Below are 20,461 nucleotides of genomic sequence, written 5' to 3' on the forward strand. Positions count from 1 at the left end.
ATCAACCATAAAACCTTAGGAAATTATGGAAACTCAATTCATTATTCTCTACTTATATAATCGTCTTCAAAAGTATTGGATGCTGTTGCAGTTGCTTCGTTCACTTGCATAATCCATTTCTCTTGATTGTATTTACCGTTTAAATCTGTACTTGCAGCCATTTGTGCCTCGTTCTTATAATCATAGTCTGCCAAGTATACATAATATAGACCGTTCTCCTTATTGTAAAATTGCTTTGGATCCAAACCCTTTTCACGTAAATCTTTCATAAATGCATTCATATACTTTGTTTGGCTGTAAACATTTGCGATAACATAATATCCTGAATTCATATCTATTGCATCTGAATCCACTAACATTTTAACAGGCAATTCTTTAAAATTATCTCTTGTTGATGGAAACTCCTTGAAATTCGCCCTTCTTGAAGAAGTCGATGTTGCCGCTGTAGATGTATTTGAAGATGAAGATGTTGATGTTGTACCCGTAGCAAATGCATCGGCAGGCTCTGTTACAAAATCTATAGCATCATCCACGATATCATTGTTTACATATGAGGTGTTTTCCTCTGCACTAAAGTCTTGTAAAGAGCTTTTAATGGTAGTATCAATATCGTTACGCAACATTCTTACAATTAGCTCAAAACGCTCTTCAAACGCTGCTATTCTTTCACTCTCAATTGAATCTTGACGAAGAATCAGTTCATCTAAGATTATTTTATTTTCATAAGCCAAACTACTTTCTGAAACAGGTGCATTAGAACTACTTTCTTGCTTTCTTCTACTTGCCTTTCTTGCACTATCTCTCTCTTCTATTAAATTGGCTATTTGCTCTTCATAATTTCTTACGATATTATCTATTTGATTGTCCGATGAATTATCTGCTACCGAAATGGCCAAATCATCATCTTTAAACTTATATGCCAATGTAATCTCATGGTTCCAGCCAAGGTTGGCATCATCACTTGATAGATCCTTCTCCATTAAATAACCTAAAGACATTTTTTCACTTAAGTTAAAACCTACACCAGCTGCTACACCATATTCTTGGTCTACCGTAGTTTGCAACCAACCATAATTTGGTAAGTCTAATAACATGGAACCAAAGTAGTACAGGCTACCATCATAATTTTGCCCTACTTGAGCCATTGGCATTAATCTCGCATTTTCAAAAAGTCCTCTTGAATGCTCAAATGAATGGGTATATTGAACCGATGCCTTAACACTCTTGGTTGACAAATCGGTCAAAAATTCGTTCGTTGTTTGATTGTATTTTACTAAATCTTCTGCATACAGTCCAAAATCAAAACTACCAAGTGATAGATTGATACCTGGTTGTACCGCAATTTTACTTTCTTTTCTAGCATCTGCTATCTCTGGGTCATCTGTACTTACAACAACTCTGTTCTTGTCCAAACCTTGATTAAAGTAAGTTACATTGGTACCAAACGTTAATACAGATTTGTCTCCTAAACGAACAGACGATGCGTAGTTGGCATTGAAACCAAATTCTTGAACCACACCAGACCATTGGCTATATACGCCAATACCTACAGCTGTATGGTCATTTAACTTATTACTGAAACCTAGAAAGTAGTTTTGACTGTTGTCGTCAAAGGTTGCATATTGGTTTCTATGTAGAATGTTCAAATATGACTTGTTCTCACGTACCAAAGAGAATGTTGGGTTTATAAAAAACCTATTGAAGAATAATTGATTGTGGTAGGTACTACTGGAGCCTAAGTTTGCATTGGTTTCTTGACCTTTTACTGTTTGGACAAGAGCCAATAAAAATAAAGCAATAAGAAAACTACTGATTTTATACGGACTTTCCATAACGTTTGATTTTAATGATTAGAATTGAAATTGTCTATGAATTGGGGGATATGAATAATGGGTGGTTATTCATCTTCAAATACAGAGCTAGAATATTGCATCTGTTTTTCTGAGTTAAAAGCTTCCAAGAAACGATCATCTCTGTCTCTCTCGTTTATAGGTTTATCATTTAAGTTAAATGCTACGTTCTGTGTATGCTTACCTTTTGCAATTCTGTTAGATACCACGTAACCGGAACCATCACCTTGCAATAAGTTTACGGAGTATTCGTCATAAGAGCTGTTAATTGTATTACCCATGTTAACCGCCAGCCCTACACTACGTTGACCAACCTCTACCATGTACACATCTAAACCGCCATAGCCTTCCCTACCGTCAGAGGCAAAAACCAGACTACCGTTAGATATAGGGTTAGGGTGAATATCATTTTTAGCGGTATTGACCTTTTTACCTAAATTTTTCGCCTGACCCAACATTCCGTTTTTTTGAATGGTTGCCACATAAATGTCATACTCGCCAAACGTTCCCGGCATATTAGAAGCAAAGAACAATCTACTGCCATCTGGTGATACGGCTGGGTGCTTTGCCGAGTAATCACCTGGACAAACCGCTACTTCGGTTATTTTTTTCCACTCGCCGCCTACTTTGTCAGCTTTATAAATTTTATGGACTGCTTTTTTCTTGGAGAACATGCCGGTTACGGGTTTACGATATACGGTTTTACTATAGTATGCCGTATTACCACCATTGGTCAACGCCACTGGCGGAGCGTACTCACCTGGTGCTTTTTTTGCCGGTGTTTTTGTTGTAGCTGCAAATTCGCTACTCACTTGGTTGTCATCCCACGGTAAAAAATTTCGTCTGTTGTTTGAGGTAAGACGTGGGTGAATAACATTACGGGTCATCTTATAGTCATCTTTAACCAGCTCTGTCCAGTTTTCATCGGCAATCTCGTTTTGTACCTCTTTACCTAACTGAGAAACGGCGTGATCAAATCTTTTTTGGTAACTTTTCTTTAAGGTACCATCTTCAGAAATTTCCATAAGTCTGCCATACCAGTATAAAGCATTCTCGTATTTTTTGGTCAGGAAATTGGCATTACCTAGGTCTTCAAAGATTTCTTCATCTGAATAACCAAGTGATTTTAACTTGTTGTAATTCTCTGTGCGGTTAGAAACTTCTGTAACCTTTCTTTCAAGAAAACTGGTTGAAGAATCGTTGTAGGCCAAATCTTGGCCATAACCCATGGTCGCCATACAGGCGAACAAAAGGCTAATTTTAAATGAATTGTTCATAATACTAGATTTTGGGATTTCATACTCCAAAGGTCTAGCAACTCATTCAATTGATTATTAATAAAAATTCATAGGTTTTATCATATTCTGTAAATCAATAACTTTAATAAATACACATTATTAATTGAATATCAAATATTTAACTCTAATTTTTAAATTATTTTGACACCTGTTTATTTTTTTTCTTCTCTGAATAATAAGTGTACCCTAAATAGGCCAATTGTAAACCAACGGCCGCCATTTTCAATTTTCTACTTCTTACTAACATTTTTGCTACTCCAAATAGTGGTGATAATCCCATAGTTTTTCTTTTTTAAGTTTGACAACAATGTAAGCACTACGTAGATTTCAACTTAACTCTATCCATATAAAATCTACACTAAAACCTTCTTTTAGAAGCTAATTTTTAGGAGTTTAAAGTTCTACTGCATACAGCTAAAGTACTATTGTATAACGTTAATGAAAACGCCGGTTTACCCGTAACTTGTTTATAACAGAAATGATTAATAACGGGCATGATCGCCTATTAAATTTAATATTATGAATAACGATATAAAGAAAATTGAAGATAGTCTTAAAGACTTGGTTAGTAAAAATGAAGATGCCATTAAAGGTTTTGAAAAAGCATCTGAAAATTCAAAGGATGTAGGCATTAAAAGTTACTTTGAGAAAAAAATTATAGATCGCATGCAGTTCTTGAAAGAACTTAGAGGTTCTGTTCCTGAATTAGATTTAGGTAGCGTTCAAATTGAAGGTAGCGCAGCAGGTACACTACACAGAACTTGGATGGATGTTAAGGCGTTCTTTGCTGAAGATAATGATGAAGCAATGTTAGAAGAAGCAGTAAGGGGTGACAAAGCAGCCATTAACGATTATGATAATGCTTTGGCAGAAACTATGATGCCACACCGTTTAAAAGAAATTATCAGAGCACAAAGAGAGCAATTACAGAATGATTTAGAAACCACGGAAGTTCTTGAAGACTATAGATAATATTATATAATTATCAATAAAAATAGCCCTTGTTTAACAAGGGCTATTTTTTTTACGTAATATTTAATTTTAAGTTCTAGCGGCTTTAGCTCGTTTTTTCCTTAGCCAACTTTTATAGAACTTTTTACCAAAATATAATATCAATGCTTTTTTCATAATCCAAGTTTAATACGTTTTCATTTTATCCTTACGTTTTCTCAACTGTCTTTCCAGTTCACTAATAGATTCGTTTACCGACTCTTCAAAATTTTGATTACTGGCTTCTGCAAAAATTCTGGGACCAGGTACACTTAACCGTATATTACAAATCATACCTGTTTCATCAGAAGATGTATTTTCTTGCTTTATAAATACATCTGCCCTAATAACATCATCAAATTTTGCATGCAATTTGTCCAGCTTGTCCTTGATATATGTTTCCAACCTGTCACTTGCTGTTACGCCATCATACTCATATATAATTTCCATAAATTCTCTTGTTTTTACTCGCCTAGCGAGATTAATAATAAAAGAGGCTTTTCAAACGACAATAATTGCCGCTAGAAAATACCTCTTACTGTACTTATTTTGATTTTTACTTATCAACGTTTACCATCCATCCTATGCCAAAACGATCGGTACATCTACCAAAATGTCCCCATTCACGTTCCCTAAATTCATGGTGTACTTGACCTCCACTTGACAAGTCATTAAATAACTGTTTGCCTTCGTCCAAATTATCGACATCAACGCTCATATTAATTTGATTGCCATTGTTCAAAGGTGTGTCTGGAGAGGCATCGTATGCCATAAAATGAACTCCTTTTCCTTTGAGCTCTGCGTGCTGTAATTTTCCACGATAAGAAGACGGAACATCTATTTTCTTATCCTCGTATGTTTGCTTGTTTTTTATGTCTGCACTGAACAGGTTTGCGTAGAAGTTCAATGCTTCTTGACAATTACCGTTAAAGGCTAAATATGCTTGTATTTTCATGATATATTGTTTTAATACAATTTACCCCATAACATACCGTTCCCTTACCTTGAAAAATACAGTTATTGATGCATTACATATTGCAAGACATCTTTACTGTTCCAAGGAAATTTTTGCATCATCAATAAATTGAAAAAACGATAATTTTTCATTGGACCCCGTAAACATTAAATTGGATGACAACTCAAATAAATGTGCCTCGGTTTCAAAAAAATGCATCATATAACCAGCAGTATTGACAAAAGCAACATACTCCCCTATTGCAGGTAATCTAGGCAAGGTTATTTTTCTCTTTAGCAACACATCTCTTTCTAAACAATAGGCTCCTGTAAAAAATACATCTACATTCTCGTTTTTTTCAACCTCAGAATTATATAACATAAATGGGTCTAAAAGAAAATCTGCGCTAGAACTCATCATTTGGCTCATATTCATTTCTAGACCTACCAACCACTGCCCTTTTGCATCTTTCTTGCGGTGTATCACTTTTGCAATTGTCATACCTACTTGATCTAATAATGATCTACCGGGTTCTATTCGCAATTCAACTCCATTCTTTACTAATAATGATGCTACCGACAAACCAGATTGATCATCTACAAAATCCAGCACCTCTCTAATAAAACTTTCTTTGTTTATCGCATTAAAAAACGGATACGTATTCAGTTTACCACGTAGCTGACCATCCTCTAGTCTAAAACCAAGACCATTGTTGTTAAACGTAATATCATTGCTATCTTCTAAGACCGAATTTTTCAATTGTTCATTGAATGTATTCCATTCTTTTTCGTCTTCTAAATAGTTCATTAGTATACCCCCACCTATATCAATAAAGGACATTGCATATCCTTTTTCTTTCAACTTGGAAAAAATTTGGATGCTGGCAACCAAACTTACGCTGCGTTGATAAGTGGAATATCCATCTAAATGAAAGTGAAGTCCGGTAACCTTAAGCATATTAAAAGACTTGTTTTTCCCAACATATGATGCAATGAAATTTACTACCTCATCAACATCAAAACCAAAACGGCTATATAGTTTTTCTTGGTCAACCGTAAATCCGCTAATGCGAAAACCTACATTTGCTTTTTGACCAATTCTTTTGGCAATTGCTTGTGTTAGTACACACTCGTCTTCATTATCCAATATGATAGGAACGCCATTTTTTATGGCCAATTCAATTTGCGGTGCTGTCTTAATTGCAGCTGTAAGCACTAAATTTTCACCATTACCACTTAATGCCAATGATTGTTCCAATTCTTTAAAACTGGCGGTATCTACACCAATACCCGATGCAAATGCTTGTTTTACCAAACCTCTAGATTTATTGGCCTTTCTGGCATAGAAGATTCTATATTTTAATCCGTAACTCTCAAAAACTTGTTTGTACATCTCACAATTGTTATTGAAAGATGGCAAATGATGTACATTAATCGGTGAACCATATCTTTCTACCAAACCTTTAACCACGGATTGATTGTTAAATAATTCATGCATCCAATCCGATGTTTTCGGTGTAAGTTGATATTTTGGTTTTCCTTTATAGTACATTTTCTTCTCTTCCATAATTTTCGGTGATTCTAGCTTTTTTTAATATGGTGTTACTGGTTTGCTTTGCCCAAATAGTTGCAAAATTGTTTCTAGACCTAGATAGGGTATCATTATCACAGGTTATTCCTTCAGTTGGAGTTCCGTAAAATGTAATATGTGAGTCAACTTTACCTTGTGCATTTATGGCATTACCGTTTTCATCTATATCTACACAACCCGGGCTATAACTGGTATTTAGTTTATTTTGAAACGCACGTACTAGACCGTTCTTTATTAAGTTTTGGTATAGCTCATTTATAAATTCACCCTCTCTTGCTCTGGAAATGGTGGCATTGACTATGTAATTTAGTTCTGTAGCATGGGCGTCATTTAATTGCAAAATAAAATTGTCGTCCAAGGTGTTTTCTGTAATGGTGGAAGCTTTTATATAAGTAAAATCTAAAATACCCGCTTTGCACAATGCCAGCATTTTCTGCATATTCTGTACTGGCGGACCATATGACAATCTATTGAACAGTCCAAAGTAGTACGTATCAAACAATTTATGCGAAGCGGCATCCAATCCTCCAAAACTGTACAGTTCATTGAATAACGGACTTATTTTGCGCCATGCGCCAACCGCAGCCATAAATGGACTTTCATCCTCTCCTTTTTTTGCTTCCTGTATTAAAAATTCTAGATAGCATTGTAAAAGCACAGTTGATAAAATAGGCTCATCATTAAACGGATTCACTATGCTATCCCAATTAAAAACGGGTGATTCAGGATAATCTTCATGAAAGTACTGCACTTGATTTTCTAGTACGGTAAAATCTTCATCGTAATAAAATTGATGCCCGTAGTTTTTGAATAAAACACTGTAGTAAGCAAAATAGAATTCTTTCTTTATCAAAGGTAGTACCGTACACTCAAAACTTACGGGTTTACTTTCCATTAAGTGAGCCATACACTCTTTGGTAAAATAATGTAATTCTACAGAAGATTCAGTGGAACCAGTTCTAGGTATCATTGGCAATCCGGTTCTTGAAAACGGATAAATTTTAAATGGTTCTTTACCAGATGCCTCGTATTTTAATACTCCTTTTTCATTTTTGACAAAAGTTCCTTCCCTACCCTCGGTCAACGCCAAAATAGCATCAATGGCGGTTAACCCATAGCCTTTAATCCCCACTAATGAATCTTTTTTTAGATGTTTTAATGTATCATTGGTAGGGTAAATAAAGTTTATCTTTTTAGCATTGTCAATGGATTTATCTCGTTGAGATCTAAACGTATTGTGACCAGTAGTAAAAAGCACCTTATCACAATTAACCACATATTCTTGTGATAGCCCATCATTTTTAAAATGCAACTGATACTCGGTATTATTATTGACTACATTGGTAACCAAACCCATATGTTCTATAACTTCTACATTGTCTGGTAAGTGTTCCATAACCTGATGATAGCAATCTGATAAATATTCACCTACTAGCGCTCTAGGAGCATATGAATTAGGCGAGGTATTTCCATAATTGTTATTTGCAAGCCATGATACAAAATCAGAAGTTTTAGGTACTACTGAAAATGGCTCTTGCAAAACCCAACCAGAAATATTACCATTGGTATAATTCATGATCAAATACTCCGGTTGATCTTGTCTATAAACATCACCAGAAGCTAAAAAACCCGTAGTGTTAAAAATATGTACTTGTATGTGTTCAAACAGATTATAAGCTTTTATATATGCAATTAATCTTTCAAATGCATAGAAGCCTTTAGGTCCAAAACCTACAATACCTATTTTATATGATCGTGTATTTTTCATAACATATCTTCTACCAACCGCCAATTGGCGTAAAAGCGTTTTTACTTTCCGGAAGTTCTTTTAACAACCAATCCCTATTATAAATGGTATCTAAATAACGTTCTCCACGATCACATAGAAACAGTACACAATTACTATCCTGCTCCATTTTTTGACTGTATTTACGTACTGCACTGACCATTCCACCAGAAGAACCTCCACATAAAATGGCTTCTTTTTCCAGTAAGCTCCAGCATCCGCGGGCACAATCCACATCATCTACATACACATGATCATAAATTCTATTGGTATCTAAAAATTGAGAGGGCACTCCGGCACCATGACCCGGTATCAACCTTTTTAATGGGGGACCGCCAAAAAGAACACTACCAACAGCATCAACGGCAATGATTTTGGTGTTCAAATGGTTTTCGTGGATATAATCTGCACAGCCCATTAGTGTTCCACAGGTACTTGTAGCAACGAATAGATAATCTAACTTGCCATGTAAAGAATCCATTAGTTCAGACATAGTTTCGTGATGCGTAAAAGGATTATTTTGGTTACCATATTGATTAGACCAATAACTGTTGGGTATTTGATCTAATAATTGTTGAACCTTCTCAAGCCTAGCCGCTAAATAGCCGCCATTTTTCTTGGGTACCGTAACATGCTCAATGCGTACGCCATAGGTTCTTAAAATCTTTTCTGTATGCGAATTTAGTTTGGGGTCTACTACGACTATAAGTTTTAAACCATAATACAAACAAGCTTGAGCAAGGCCCACGGCCATATTTCCAGAACTTGATTCTATAACGGTATCTCCCTTTTTAATTGTTCCGCTAGCAAGTGCCTGTTTTAAAATAAAAAGTGAGGTTCTATCCTTAATACTCCCCGCAGGGTTAGCCGCCTCTAGTTTACCAAATAAATTAAAATGTGAATCATCTAGAACGTTATTAAGCTTTACCAATGGTGTATTACCTACCGTGTCTATAATAGATTCTGAAATTGAGGTTATATTTTGAGTAATCATACTGTACTTATCAATTAAATGCCCTTAAGCAATTGGTTATTAATTTTGATAAATGTACCTGCATAACTTTTCTTACGATATCACGATAAAATATTATAGTAACTCTTTCAAATTGGACACTCTAAATGGCTAACCAAAAAGTTGGCTTTTCTTTAAGAATATTTAAAGTTAAAACCACATTAAAACTCTAAAAAAAACCTTAATTTCAAGCGACTCAAACAAATACAAAAAATAGAATGGCAAACTTCAATTTAAAAGTTAATGGAAAAACCCAAGAAGTAGACGTTGACCCATCAACGCCAATGCTTTGGGTACTACGAGATCATTTAAAATTAGTAGGCACAAAATTTGGTTGTGGTATTGCGCAATGTGGCGCTTGCACCGTTCATTTGGGCGACAATGCCGTTAGGTCTTGTCAACTACCCATATCAGCGGTTGGCGAACAATCAATTACTACTATTGAAGGTCTCTCTGAAAACGGAGATCACCCAGTTCAAAAAGCTTGGTTAGAAGAAGATGTGTATCAATGTGGATATTGCCAGGCCGGTCAAATTATGAATGCCAGTGCATTTTTAAAGAGAAATCCTAATCCGACCGATACTGAAATTGAAGATGCCATGAACGGTAACATCTGCCGTTGTGGTACTTATACTCGAATTAAGAAAGCAATTAAAAACGCTGCAAGTAGTTCAAATGCGTAAAAGATTTGCACTCTAATTGAGATTTTAACCTTCTAAAAAAACAAACAGATGACACTCATTAAAACTTCATATAATAGACGTTCCTTTCTAAAAAGTAGTACACTAGCAGGTGGCGGAATGATCTTAGGGTTTAGCTGGCTTGCTTCATGCAAACCTACACCAGAACAAATAAAAAGTATACCAAAGGAATGGTTCAACATTAATGGATTCTTAAAAATTGCCGATAACGGTTTGGTAACCATTATGTCTCCAAATCCAGAAATTGGACAGAATGTAAAAACCTCAATGCCTATGATCATAGCAGATGAACTAGGTGTTGATTGGAAAGACGTTGTGGTTGAACAAGCTCCTTTGAATACCGATATTTTCCAAAGACAACTTGCAGGGGGAAGCCAATCTATAAGAGCTGGTTGGTCTGGACTTAGAATGGCCGGTGCCACAGCGAGACATATGTTAGTTGCTGCGGCAGCGGATGCGTGGCAAGTAGATGCCTCTGAAATAACCGTTGACAATGGTGTTATAAGCCATACCGCCTCTGATAATTCCGCTGGTTTTGGAGAAATGGCCTCTAAAGCCGCTACCATGACCGTGCCAGAAGAGGTTGCGTTAAAAGAAACAAGTGATTTCAATATTATAGGAACGGATAAAAGAAATGTTGACGGACCTAATTTGGTTACCGGTAAACCTTTATTTGGTATTGATATTCAAGAGGAAGGTATGATGATTGCCATGATTATACATCCACCAGCCTTTGGACTCACCTATAAATCAATGGATGCAGAAGCTGTAAAATCTATGCCCGGAATTAAAGATGTTTTCCCTATTGATGTTTATCCTGAAAATGTTGAAAAGCAGTGGTCCGATGGTGGTGCAATTGCTAAATTGGTAGCCATTGTAGGTGATTCTACCTGGCAATGTATGCAAGCCAAAAAAGCGTTGAAGGTTGAATGGGAAGAAACTTCGACCTTAGAAAGTACCGAAGGCCATGATGAGGCATTGACTAAATTATTGAATTCTACTTCTAAAAAACCTGCACGTAAAGATGGTGATGTGGCAAGTGCATTTAGAAAAGCCGATAAGGTTATTGAACGTACGTATAGCGCACCATTTTTAGCACACAATACCATGGAGCCCATGAACTTCTTTGCAGATGTAAATGGAGAAAGGGCGTTATTGAACGGTCCCATACAAACACCTGAGTTTTTAGAAAAAACATTGGCTTCTAGATTAGGCTTACCGGTTGAAAAAATCGATATTAAAATGACACGTATGGGTGGTGGTTTTGGAAGACGCCTCTATGGAACATTTGGAGTAGAAGCTGCGGTGATTTCACAAAAAATGCAAGCTCCCATAAAATTAGTATATACCCGAGAGGATGATATGACCCAGGGAACATATCGCCCTACCTACAAGGTAAAATATAAAGCAGCATTGGATAAAGAGGGTAACTTGCTTGCATGGCATGTTAAAGGTGCCGGATCTAATGACGACCTACTTTTTGAAAATAGGTTTCCTGCCGGTGCGGTAGATAATTACTTAGCTGAGAAGTTTAATTTAGAAACGGTAGTTACTACCGGAGCTTGGCGAGCACCACGCTCAAACTTTGTTGCCGGTGCAGAACAGGCCTTTATTGATGAAGTTGCAGAAGCCGCAGGTAAAGACCCTATTGAGTTCAGACTGGAACTTTTTGACAGAGCAATTAAAAATCCTGTTGGTGAACCAGAGAAGAACGATTACGATCCCGAGCGTTATGCCGGTGTTTTAAAATTGGTAAGGGATAAATCCGGTTGGTCTAACGGGCAAGGTAGTGCAAAAAGAGGTGTTTCTGCCTATTACTGCCATAACTCTTATGTTGCACAAGTATTAGACTTAAATGATGATACAGATGCTCCAAAAGTTGATAAAGTATGGTGTGCGGTAGATTGCGGTATTGTAATCAACCCAATGGCTGCAAAAAACCAAATTGAAGGTGGAATTATAGATGGCATAGGGCATGCCACCTATAGTGAAATGACCTTTGAAAACGGGCAACCACAACACAAGAATTTTGACACTTATCGCTTAATAAGACATAAGGAAGCACCTAAAGAAATAGAAACGTTCTTTGTGGATAACGGAATTGACCCAACAGGTTTGGGAGAGCCTTCATTACCTCCAATTATTGGCGCGTTGGCCAATGCCCTTTATAAAGCTACAGGACAAAGACATTATAATCAACCGTTTATTACGGAGAAATCCGTAATAGGTTAATACCCTTATGCTATTGTAATACTAAAACGCCAGAATAAAAATTCTGGCGTTTTTTTAGTTCATATTTTAAATTTCAATACCGCCCTCAAATAACTTCTAGAATCGTTATCTATTGTAAGTATGGTATTATTGTCTCCATCTTTTAGCTTATTGCTTAAACTAAAGTTATAAGCCGCCCTTAAATCTAGCTGAAAGTGATCTGTAAAATGATACTCATATTGTAGACCACCATTGATCAAAGACATATTTATGAGTTCCGCAACATCCGTATCATTCACTAGTGCCCCATTCTGCACATTAGAGGTAAAACCATCTAATTGGGCAAACAACTTCATTCTATGTTTGTCCGATATATGGTATTGTAAATTGGTTTTGGGAATCCCCAAATTATATGACCAATCTGCACTAAATTTCTTGTAGTAACTTATAAACGGTAAAGGGAATAAATAGCCTCTATTTTGGGAATACGAAAGCCCTAAGATCAAACGTGAGGGCTTATAGTCATCTTGATATGTTTTAATAAAAACCAAGTCTCCCGAAAAGACGATGTCATCAACCGTTAAATTTCTTGCCGTATGGTTTGTACTTATACCCGGCTGAAACCTTACCCCTAATCGCCAATCATTCTTTAGTGGTTGTGTATACCCTATGGTAAAATCAAGTATTCTAAAGTCATTTAATTGATTTCTATCAAATGGTAATTCTTCATCTTTAAAGCGAAGATGAATATTGCTATAATCAAACCCTAAAAACAAATATTTACCTTCTCCCTTTAAAGGAATTGGAGCATTTATCAATACTCTAGAACGGGTATATTCTACATCAGAATTTTTATTGGGTATAAACGTAAAATCTATTCTTGCCAAATCGCTCAACTGTGCCGAGGCAGATCCGGTAATCAAAAATAAAAAAAGGATTAAAATTTTATGATGCATGTAATTGTACTTACCATCTATCTAATTAAGGATAATGCAAGTACGGTCTATTTATTGTACACTTGTTGTTCTAATAAGCATAAAAGTATCTTAAAAGATTTACCTTAAACTACAAATTCAAATCTTTGGTTACCCTAGCCAATTCTTGATCGAATAATTCTTTAGTGACTTCCTTATTATAAAATGGGACCATTTCATTTAATTTATCTTTCCCTTGTTCCGATGCCACCAATTCCGGAAATGCTTTTTCAATAACATCGAGCATTATTTTAACAGAAGTTGAAGCTCCTGGTGATGCACCCAACAAACATGTAATTCTACCGTCTTTACTACTTACCAATTGTGTACCAAACTCCAACGAACCGCCTTCAAATTCATCTTTTTTTATGGTTTGAACACGTTGACCTGCAATTACAATTTCCCAATCTTCATTTTTGGCATCCTTAACAAATTGACGCAATGATTCCATGCGATCATCAAAGCTCATGGTCACTTGTTCCAATAAATATTTTGTCAATGGAAGATTATGCCAAAACACGCCCCACATGGATGGTATATTATCAAAATTGATAGATTTAAACAGGTCTAAATAAGAACCTTCCTTTAAAAACTTAGGACTAAAACCTGCAAACGGACCAAATAACAATTCTCTCTTTCCATTGATATAACGGGTATCTAAATGCGGTACCGACATTGGCGGGTCACCAATACCTGCTTTGCTATATACCTTGGCGTTATGCTGATTTATGATATCTTGATTTTTACAGACCAACCACTCGCCACTAACAGGAAATCCACCGTAGCCGTCTTTCTCGTCTATTTCAACCTTTTGCAGCAATAAAAGACTACCGCCACCGGCACCGATAAAAACATGTTCGGCATCGATTGTATTTTTCTTACCTGTTTCTAAATTTTTCATCTTCACCAACCATTCTTCATCATGGTCAGGGTCTATGTCTTCAACCTCTGTATGGAACAATACTTCAGTATCATATTCATCTTTAAGTATATCAAATAATTTTTCCGTTAATGCGCCGTAATTCATCTCGGTTCCCCTATCTATTCGCGATGCTGCCATAACCTCATCTTCAGTACGATTATGCATCATTAAAGGAAACCATTCTTTCATTTTTTCAACTTCTCTAGTAAACTCAATCGAGTTGAACATAAAATGCTCTTTAAAAGCTTTAAAACGATTTTCAAGATAGTTGGCGTTCTCTCCTCCCTTTACCCAGCTATGATGTGGTACGGGAGCGATGAATGTTTTAGGGTCTTTGATCAAGCCTTCCGTTACCAAATAAGACCAGTATTGCTTAGATATTTCAAACTGGGTACAGATGTTAATTGCCTTGCTAATATCTACAGCACCATCTTCGTTTTCTGGAGTATAGTTCAACTCACATAAGGCAGAGTGACCTGTACCTGCATTGTTCCAAGCGGCAGAGCTTTCTTGTCCCACTTTACCTAATCGTTCAACGATCAGCACGTTAAGATCTGGCTTTAACTGTTTTACCAATAAAGCTAACGTAGCACTCATGATACCTGCACCTACACATATTAGGTCATATTCTTCTCGTAAAACCATTATAAATTTTTAAAATGTAATATAAAATTAATCCATCACAAACTTAAAGCCTGCTGTAACAATGCTGGAACTAAAGGTCGTATTCCTATCATATTTATAGAACTTTACATCAATACTTTTAAGTCCGAGTTTCCAGACATGCATTTTTGTAAAAATATCCGTGTAGGAAACTCCCATTCCAAATTGGTTTGCCGAATATTTTGACAAATCATAATCAGAGGTATAAAACGTATCCGTAGAAAATGCTTCTTCATATCCGTAAAAATAATCTGCGGCTGACTGCTGGTAAAATCTATAGGATGGGTATACCGTAAACTTATCCGTTAGCTTAATAGGCACTTCTACACTTGCCGTGTGCGAGTTAATACCCCAATCATCAAAATAATATCTATAGTAGGATCGTAACACAACACTTTCATTTATATACCAATTCAACCTTCCGCTACCTGCAACTTTAAAGCGGCTATCCGGTAGTTGCTCAATAGCATCCGCAAGTTGAAATTCTTGAATAAATGAATCGGCTACATCTGCAAAATAAACACGTTGAAAAGGTGTACTCAATAAACCATCTTGCTTTACAAAATCCAAAGCCAATGAACCTTGAAGATTTTTACCTAGAATTTGAGAAAAGCCCAAACCTACCGAATAGGAGTTTCTTGTCTCATCTGTAAACTTCTCAAAAGTAGGGCTGTAATCTGTGTTCCCGGTAATTGTTTTGTTTAAAAAGAATCCGTTATCCAAACCATTTGCCCCACTTGCAAAAGGTCTTAGTTCCGTTGGGTAAATGGGAGTCCAGGTATCTAGAAATATATTCGCATTAATACTTACCTCGGTATTTTTTTCATTGAAGAGCTTTGTTAACCCACCACCAAATCCGAATGAAAAATAATCATATTCCGATGACACTGATAGATTTCCGGAGTACATAGTATTTCTATCATCTGAACTATGCGTATATGTGCCGGACAAGTTGGTCCATACATCTGACCTAGAAGCTCCAGTACTTGCTACAAAAGCATCTGCCCTTTCGCTTCCATCAAATGGATCCACATTACTAGAAGATGCAGAGGTGTAGGCAGAAACACCAGCATCAATGGTTAAAATATCATCATCATTCAATGAAACCGATACTATAATAGTTCCCGTAACATCTGTAAGTTCTTCTGTACCAATACCACCGGTAACAGCAGCATTATCACCGTTTTGAGAATAGTAACTGCTTAAGAAATCTACTTCGGTAGTTTCCAACACACGTTTTTTATAAGAGTTGTTTGCTCCGGTATTTTGCTGGGCGTAACCAGCACCGCATAGCATACATGTAATGAGTAGCACTATAAATTTAAACTTATGTCTTTGTTGTTTCATTACTTACTAATTACAGCCGCAGCCTCCACCTGTTTTACCTCCATTTGCACCTACCGCTGCTTCTCTATACGAATGCATGGTAATCACATTTCTATCGCACTTTTTATCTTGCAAGGTCATATCCGGATCATTGATATTTACTTTATCGTACTCCTTTAATACCGTGCAGCTACTAAGACCACCAATCATTACCAACACAATTAAAATCCTTTTCATTTTACTTATTTATTTGAATATTCTTAGATGTAATTATAGTACCCAAGTCGTCAATAATGATACACTCTACCTTTGGCAACTGCTCTATTCTATTTAAACCCACTTCTTTACCCATTACAAAAACGGATGTTGCTAGCGCATCTGCAAGTTCTGCCTTTGGGGCAAATACCGTTACGCTAACTATACCCGTTGCCGGATAACCGCTACGGGGATCAATGATATGTGTATATCTGGTATTATTAAAAGTTACGTACTTCTCATAATTACCGGAGGTAACTACCGCTCCATTATTCAAGGGTAATAATGCAAACATCTTGTTCTTATCCATTGGGTTGGTAATGGCTACTTGCCAACTATCACCATTAGGTTGCTTTCCCCAAGTATTCATATCTCCAGATGCATTTATAATACCTGCTACCACACCTCTGGAAATCAATAGTTCTTTTGCCTTATCCGCCGCATAACCTTTTCCTATTGCTCCAAAACCTATTTTCATACCCTTCAATTTGAGGAAAACGGTATGATCTTCTTTATTCAAGAGGATATTTTGATGTCCTACTTTAGAAACGGATGCATTTATGGTTGCTTCCTCAGGCATTTCAGTCATGCTACCATCAAATTTCCAGATGTTATCCATTGATGCATAACTGATATCAAAAGCACCATCGGTCAATTTAGAAATTCCTATTCCCCTTTGTACTAAATTGAACAATTCCGCATCAACTTTAACAGGTTTTACGCCTGCATTTTTATTAATTTCCGATGTCTGTGAATTTGGGTCCCAAGAAGAAATCAACTTTTCTATTCTCTTTATTTCATTGATAGCCAAATCTATATACTCTTCACCTTCAATAGGATCTTTAGCCACAACCGTAATATCAAAACGGCTACCCATTAATTTCATAGTACGCTTAAAAGGCTCTTGAGCCAGAAGCTGCCCAACAGAACATATCATTACTATGAGAACTAGTTTTTTCAAGCTATTTTATGAATGAATTTAATTCTGCAATGTATTCTTTTGGTGACAGTTTTTTATAACTGGTTTCGCCATACACTTTACCATCCGCATTCATTACTACCACGAAGGGGAAGATACCTTGCCGGTTGTATTTTTCTGCCAAAACCTTGTTCTTATTTAATTGCACTACTGGCAAAGCATTCTTTTTTCTACGTGGAAAATCTGCTTGCAACATTACGTAATGCTCCTTAGCATAGTCTTTAAATTCATTCGTAGACCATACAGATCTATCCAATTTAATACAAGGTGCACACCAATCTGAACCTTGAAAAACAAGGACAATAGGCAAATTGTGAGTTTTAGCAAGTTCTTTTGCTTCAGTAAAATCCGTCTGCCAATCTTGGGCAATAGCGGTACTTAACCCTATAATCAACATCAAAACTGTAATTACGTATTTTTTCATAAAATTCAATTCTGCTGCAACAGATTAATACAAAGCACTTTGCAGTATCTGCGTTTTAAAAGCTACGGCAATGCAATAGCCTCTAATAGCTTAACGCACCTTTTAGTAAAAATTGTGTACTTGATGATACTGATGTTCACTACTTTAAATGACCAATGTTTTATTATATGTAAGCTAGTCAAGATTTGAGATAGTATTCCCCCAAAACTCTTTAAACATCTTTCTCTATTATATGATTTTCATCATATTTAAGAATACCCTTGGTCTATATTTTTGAAACTTGAAAATTTAGAATCAACAAGTTGTGTTTATTTTAAAAACTACACATCATAAAAACATGATTTTTTAAACAAAAATGTCAGTTTATAATCCATGAATAGTATTCCCTGACAAAATCCTATAAATTTGATAAACACTAATCCCATTTACACGTGAGTAAAGCTATATATATTGTTACTACAGAACCAAATAGTGGAAAATCAATTATTTCATTAGGTCTTATGCAACTTCTTTTAGGTAGAACTGCAAAGGTTGGTTATTTCAGACCTATTATCGATGATGTTCCCGAAGGGAAAACCGACAATCATATTGACACTGTTTTAAGCTACTTTAATGTAGATATGAAGCCTGAAGAAGCTTTTGCATATACTCGTAGCCAGGTGGTTCAATTAAAAAACCTAGATAAAGATGATGAAATTGTAGGGCATATTATACACAAGTATAAAACTATTGAAAAAAAGTTCGATTTCGTTTTAGTGGAAGGAACAGATTTTTCTGGAGAAGGTGCCATAATTGAATGGGACATTAATGTTCTTATTGCAAAAAACCTAGGCATACCTGCAGTTATTCTAGCAAGCGGAAAAAACAAAACTTTAGGTGAACTGGTCGGTAATCTTTACATGGCCTATGACTCTTTTAAAGAGAAAGGTGTAGATGTACTTTTAATCGTAGCCAATAAAGTACAACCAGAAAATGTTTCTATTGTTTCTGAAGGATTAAAAGAAAAACTACCCAATGACGTATTGGTAGGTACCATACCTGTAAACCCTATTTTAGGTAGCCCTACATTAAAGGAAATTGCCCAAGAACTAGATGCTAAAATTCTTTTTGGGGAAGATTTTATCAATAACCAAGTTGGTAGTTTTAGTGTTGGCGCCATGCAATTACGTAACTACATAACGCATTTAAAAGATGATAGCTTGGTGATTACACCTGGTGATCGCGCAGATATTATTTTAGGGGCGCTACAGGCAAATATTTCTACGAACTACCCTAGCTTGTCCGGTATTGTTCTAACCGGTGGTTTATTACCGGAAGAATCCATTATAAAGTTGATAGAGGGACTTTCAGACATCATTCCCATTCTATCTGTAGCAAGAGGTACCTTCTATGTCACCAATAAAATAGGGACTATTAGACCTCGTATTTATGCTGAAAATACCGAAAAAATACAGACCTCAATACAAGAGTTCGAAAAACACATTCCTACCAAAGAACTGGCCGAAAGGTTAATTACTTTTAAAGCTAAGGGCATTACCCCTAGAATGTTTCAATATAACCTTCTGCAAAAAGCCAAATCATCTAAAAAACATATTGTACTGCCCGAAGGTTCTGATGAACGAATTCTGATGGCAACCAAAATGTTGATAGATGCCGAAGCGGTAACCATTACACTTTTAGGCAATAGAGATCAGATTATTTCAAAAATCACTGAACTGGATATTGACATAGACCTTAGCACCATAAACATTATTGATCCTACAACATCTGACAATTTTTTAGATTACGCCACTACCCTGTTTGAATTACGTAAGCATAAAAACGTAAACTTGGCAATGGCCAAAGATTTAATGGAAGACGTATCATATTATGGTACCATGATGGTTTATAAAGGGCATGCTGACGGCATGGTTTCCGGTGCCGTACATACCACACAACATACCATAAGACCTGCATTACAGTTTATAAAAACAAAGCCTGGTGTTTCTATTGTATCTTCCATATTTTTTATGTGTTTACCCAATAGGGTCACTGTTTTTGGAGATTGTGCCATTAACCCTAATCCTACTTCAGAGCAATTATCTGAAATTGCAATTTCATCTGCGGCAACAAGCGCTGCATTTGGCATAGAACCTAAAATAGCCATGCTATCATATTCTTCAGGAGCATCGGGTGTTGGTGAAGATGTTGATAGAGTACGAAAAGCTACTGAAATCATAAAAGATAAAAGACCCGACCTAAAAGTGGAAGGTCCCATTCAATATGATGCAGCCGTTGATGCCAAAGTTGGTTTAAGTAAATTGCCCGAATCTGAAGTTGCAGGACAAGCTAGCGTGTTTATATTCCCTGACTTGAATACAGGAAACAATACTTATAAAGCGGTACAAAGAGAAACTGGTGCCTTGGCGATCGGACCAATGTTACAAGGTCTAAATAAACCGGTTAATGATTTAAGCCGAGGTTGTACCGTAGATGATATTTTTAACACTGTAATAATTACTGCTATTCAAGCAGAAGGATTCTAA

General features: G+C 36.2%; 18 protein-coding genes. 4 read left to right on the forward strand and 14 right to left on the reverse strand.

Features of this window, described 5'->3' with window-relative positions:
- Nucleotides 1–41: 41 nt before the first annotated feature.
- The 3 genes from YQ22_RS01575 to YQ22_RS19015 all read right to left on the reverse strand — a co-directional run bounded on the left by YQ22_RS01575 (nucleotide 42) and on the right by YQ22_RS19015 (nucleotide 3,428).
- Nucleotides 42–1,832, reverse strand: coding sequence for a PorP/SprF family type IX secretion system membrane protein (locus YQ22_RS01575; protein WP_071339806.1), 1,791 nt, complete (start codon nucleotides 1,830–1,832; stop codon nucleotides 42–44).
- Between the two features lie 65 nt (nucleotides 1,833–1,897).
- Complete coding sequence (locus YQ22_RS01580) at nucleotides 1,898–3,127, reverse strand: TolB family protein (RefSeq protein ID WP_083414163.1); 1,230 nt, start codon at nucleotides 3,125–3,127, stop codon at nucleotides 1,898–1,900.
- Nucleotides 3,128–3,284: 157 nt separating this feature from the next.
- The gene (locus tag YQ22_RS19015; RefSeq protein ID WP_156894519.1) at nucleotides 3,285–3,428 is read right to left on the reverse strand and encodes a hypothetical protein; all 144 of its coding nucleotides are present in this window, start codon (nucleotides 3,426–3,428) and stop codon (nucleotides 3,285–3,287) included.
- A gap of 239 nt (nucleotides 3,429–3,667) precedes the next feature.
- Here YQ22_RS19015 and YQ22_RS01585 point away from each other — a divergent pair, with 239 nt between their 5' ends.
- Complete coding sequence (locus YQ22_RS01585) at nucleotides 3,668–4,120, forward strand: ferritin-like domain-containing protein (protein WP_058105498.1); 453 nt, start codon at nucleotides 3,668–3,670, stop codon at nucleotides 4,118–4,120.
- Between the two features lie 165 nt (nucleotides 4,121–4,285).
- On the opposite strand, the gene hpf is transcribed toward YQ22_RS01585, so the two are convergent.
- The 5 genes from hpf to sbnA all read right to left on the reverse strand — a co-directional run bounded on the left by hpf (nucleotide 4,286) and on the right by sbnA (nucleotide 9,463).
- Nucleotides 4,286–4,588: a ribosome hibernation-promoting factor, HPF/YfiA family gene (gene hpf / locus YQ22_RS01590; RefSeq protein WP_058105497.1), complete on the reverse strand. Its 303-nt coding sequence runs from the start codon at nucleotides 4,586–4,588 to the stop codon at nucleotides 4,286–4,288.
- A gap of 106 nt (nucleotides 4,589–4,694) precedes the next feature.
- Nucleotides 4,695–5,093 carry a VOC family protein gene (locus YQ22_RS01595; protein ID WP_071339808.1) on the reverse strand — a complete coding sequence of 133 codons (399 nt, stop codon included), beginning with the start codon at nucleotides 5,091–5,093 and terminating at the stop codon, nucleotides 4,695–4,697.
- A gap of 93 nt (nucleotides 5,094–5,186) precedes the next feature.
- Nucleotides 5,187–6,659 carry a Y4yA family PLP-dependent enzyme gene (locus YQ22_RS01600; protein WP_232231273.1) on the reverse strand — a complete coding sequence of 491 codons (1,473 nt, stop codon included), beginning with the start codon at nucleotides 6,657–6,659 and terminating at the stop codon, nucleotides 5,187–5,189.
- Nucleotides 6,634–8,451 carry an FAD/NAD(P)-binding protein gene (locus YQ22_RS01605; protein WP_071339809.1) on the reverse strand — a complete coding sequence of 606 codons (1,818 nt, stop codon included), beginning with the start codon at nucleotides 8,449–8,451 and terminating at the stop codon, nucleotides 6,634–6,636. The genes YQ22_RS01600 and YQ22_RS01605 overlap by 26 nt, the downstream gene beginning before the upstream one ends.
- A 10-nt stretch (nucleotides 8,452–8,461) precedes the next feature.
- Nucleotides 8,462–9,463, reverse strand: coding sequence for a 2,3-diaminopropionate biosynthesis protein SbnA (gene sbnA, locus YQ22_RS01610; RefSeq protein ID WP_071339810.1), 1,002 nt, complete (start codon nucleotides 9,461–9,463; stop codon nucleotides 8,462–8,464).
- Between the two features lie 236 nt (nucleotides 9,464–9,699).
- On the opposite strand from sbnA, the gene YQ22_RS01615 reads away from it, so the two are divergent.
- Nucleotides 9,700–10,164, forward strand: coding sequence for a (2Fe-2S)-binding protein (locus YQ22_RS01615; protein WP_071339811.1), 465 nt, complete (start codon nucleotides 9,700–9,702; stop codon nucleotides 10,162–10,164).
- A gap of 48 nt (nucleotides 10,165–10,212) precedes the next feature.
- A complete protein-coding gene (locus tag YQ22_RS01620; RefSeq protein WP_071339812.1) occupies nucleotides 10,213–12,414 on the forward strand; it encodes a xanthine dehydrogenase family protein molybdopterin-binding subunit in 2,202 nt (733 codons plus the stop codon).
- Between the two features lie 59 nt (nucleotides 12,415–12,473).
- Here YQ22_RS01620 and YQ22_RS01625 read toward each other — a convergent pair whose 3' ends face one another.
- From YQ22_RS01625 to YQ22_RS01650, 6 genes are all read right to left on the reverse strand, one after another.
- Nucleotides 12,474–13,349: a DUF6268 family outer membrane beta-barrel protein gene (locus YQ22_RS01625; protein WP_071339813.1), complete on the reverse strand. Its 876-nt coding sequence runs from the start codon at nucleotides 13,347–13,349 to the stop codon at nucleotides 12,474–12,476.
- Nucleotides 13,350–13,458: 109 nt separating this feature from the next.
- The gene (mqo, locus tag YQ22_RS01630; protein ID WP_071339814.1) at nucleotides 13,459–14,934 is read right to left on the reverse strand and encodes a malate dehydrogenase (quinone); all 1,476 of its coding nucleotides are present in this window, start codon (nucleotides 14,932–14,934) and stop codon (nucleotides 13,459–13,461) included.
- Nucleotides 14,935–14,961: 27 nt separating this feature from the next.
- Nucleotides 14,962–16,248, reverse strand: a complete 1,287-nt coding sequence (locus YQ22_RS01635; RefSeq protein WP_071339815.1) for a DUF3570 domain-containing protein — start codon at nucleotides 16,246–16,248, stop codon at nucleotides 14,962–14,964.
- A gap of 57 nt (nucleotides 16,249–16,305) precedes the next feature.
- On the reverse strand, nucleotides 16,306–16,515 hold the full coding sequence (locus YQ22_RS01640) for a DUF4266 domain-containing protein (RefSeq protein ID WP_058105487.1): 210 nt from the start codon (nucleotides 16,513–16,515) through the stop codon (nucleotides 16,306–16,308).
- A 1-nt stretch (nucleotide 16,516) separates the two neighbouring features.
- Nucleotides 16,517–17,470, reverse strand: a complete 954-nt coding sequence (locus tag YQ22_RS01645; RefSeq protein ID WP_071339816.1) for an FAD:protein FMN transferase — start codon at nucleotides 17,468–17,470, stop codon at nucleotides 16,517–16,519.
- 25 nt (nucleotides 17,471–17,495) lie between these two features.
- Nucleotides 17,496–17,936 (reverse strand): thioredoxin family protein, encoded by a 441-nt coding sequence (locus tag YQ22_RS01650; RefSeq protein WP_071339817.1) that lies wholly within the window; start codon nucleotides 17,934–17,936, stop codon nucleotides 17,496–17,498.
- A gap of 431 nt (nucleotides 17,937–18,367) precedes the next feature.
- On the opposite strand from YQ22_RS01650, the gene pta reads away from it, so the two are divergent.
- Nucleotides 18,368–20,461 (forward strand): phosphate acetyltransferase, encoded by a 2,094-nt coding sequence (pta, locus tag YQ22_RS01655; RefSeq protein ID WP_071339818.1) that lies wholly within the window; start codon nucleotides 18,368–18,370, stop codon nucleotides 20,459–20,461.

Origin of the sequence: Maribacter sp. 1_2014MBL_MicDiv (assembly GCF_001865655.1) — a bacterium.
Lineage (GTDB): Bacteria > Bacteroidota > Bacteroidia > Flavobacteriales > Flavobacteriaceae > Maribacter > Maribacter dokdonensis.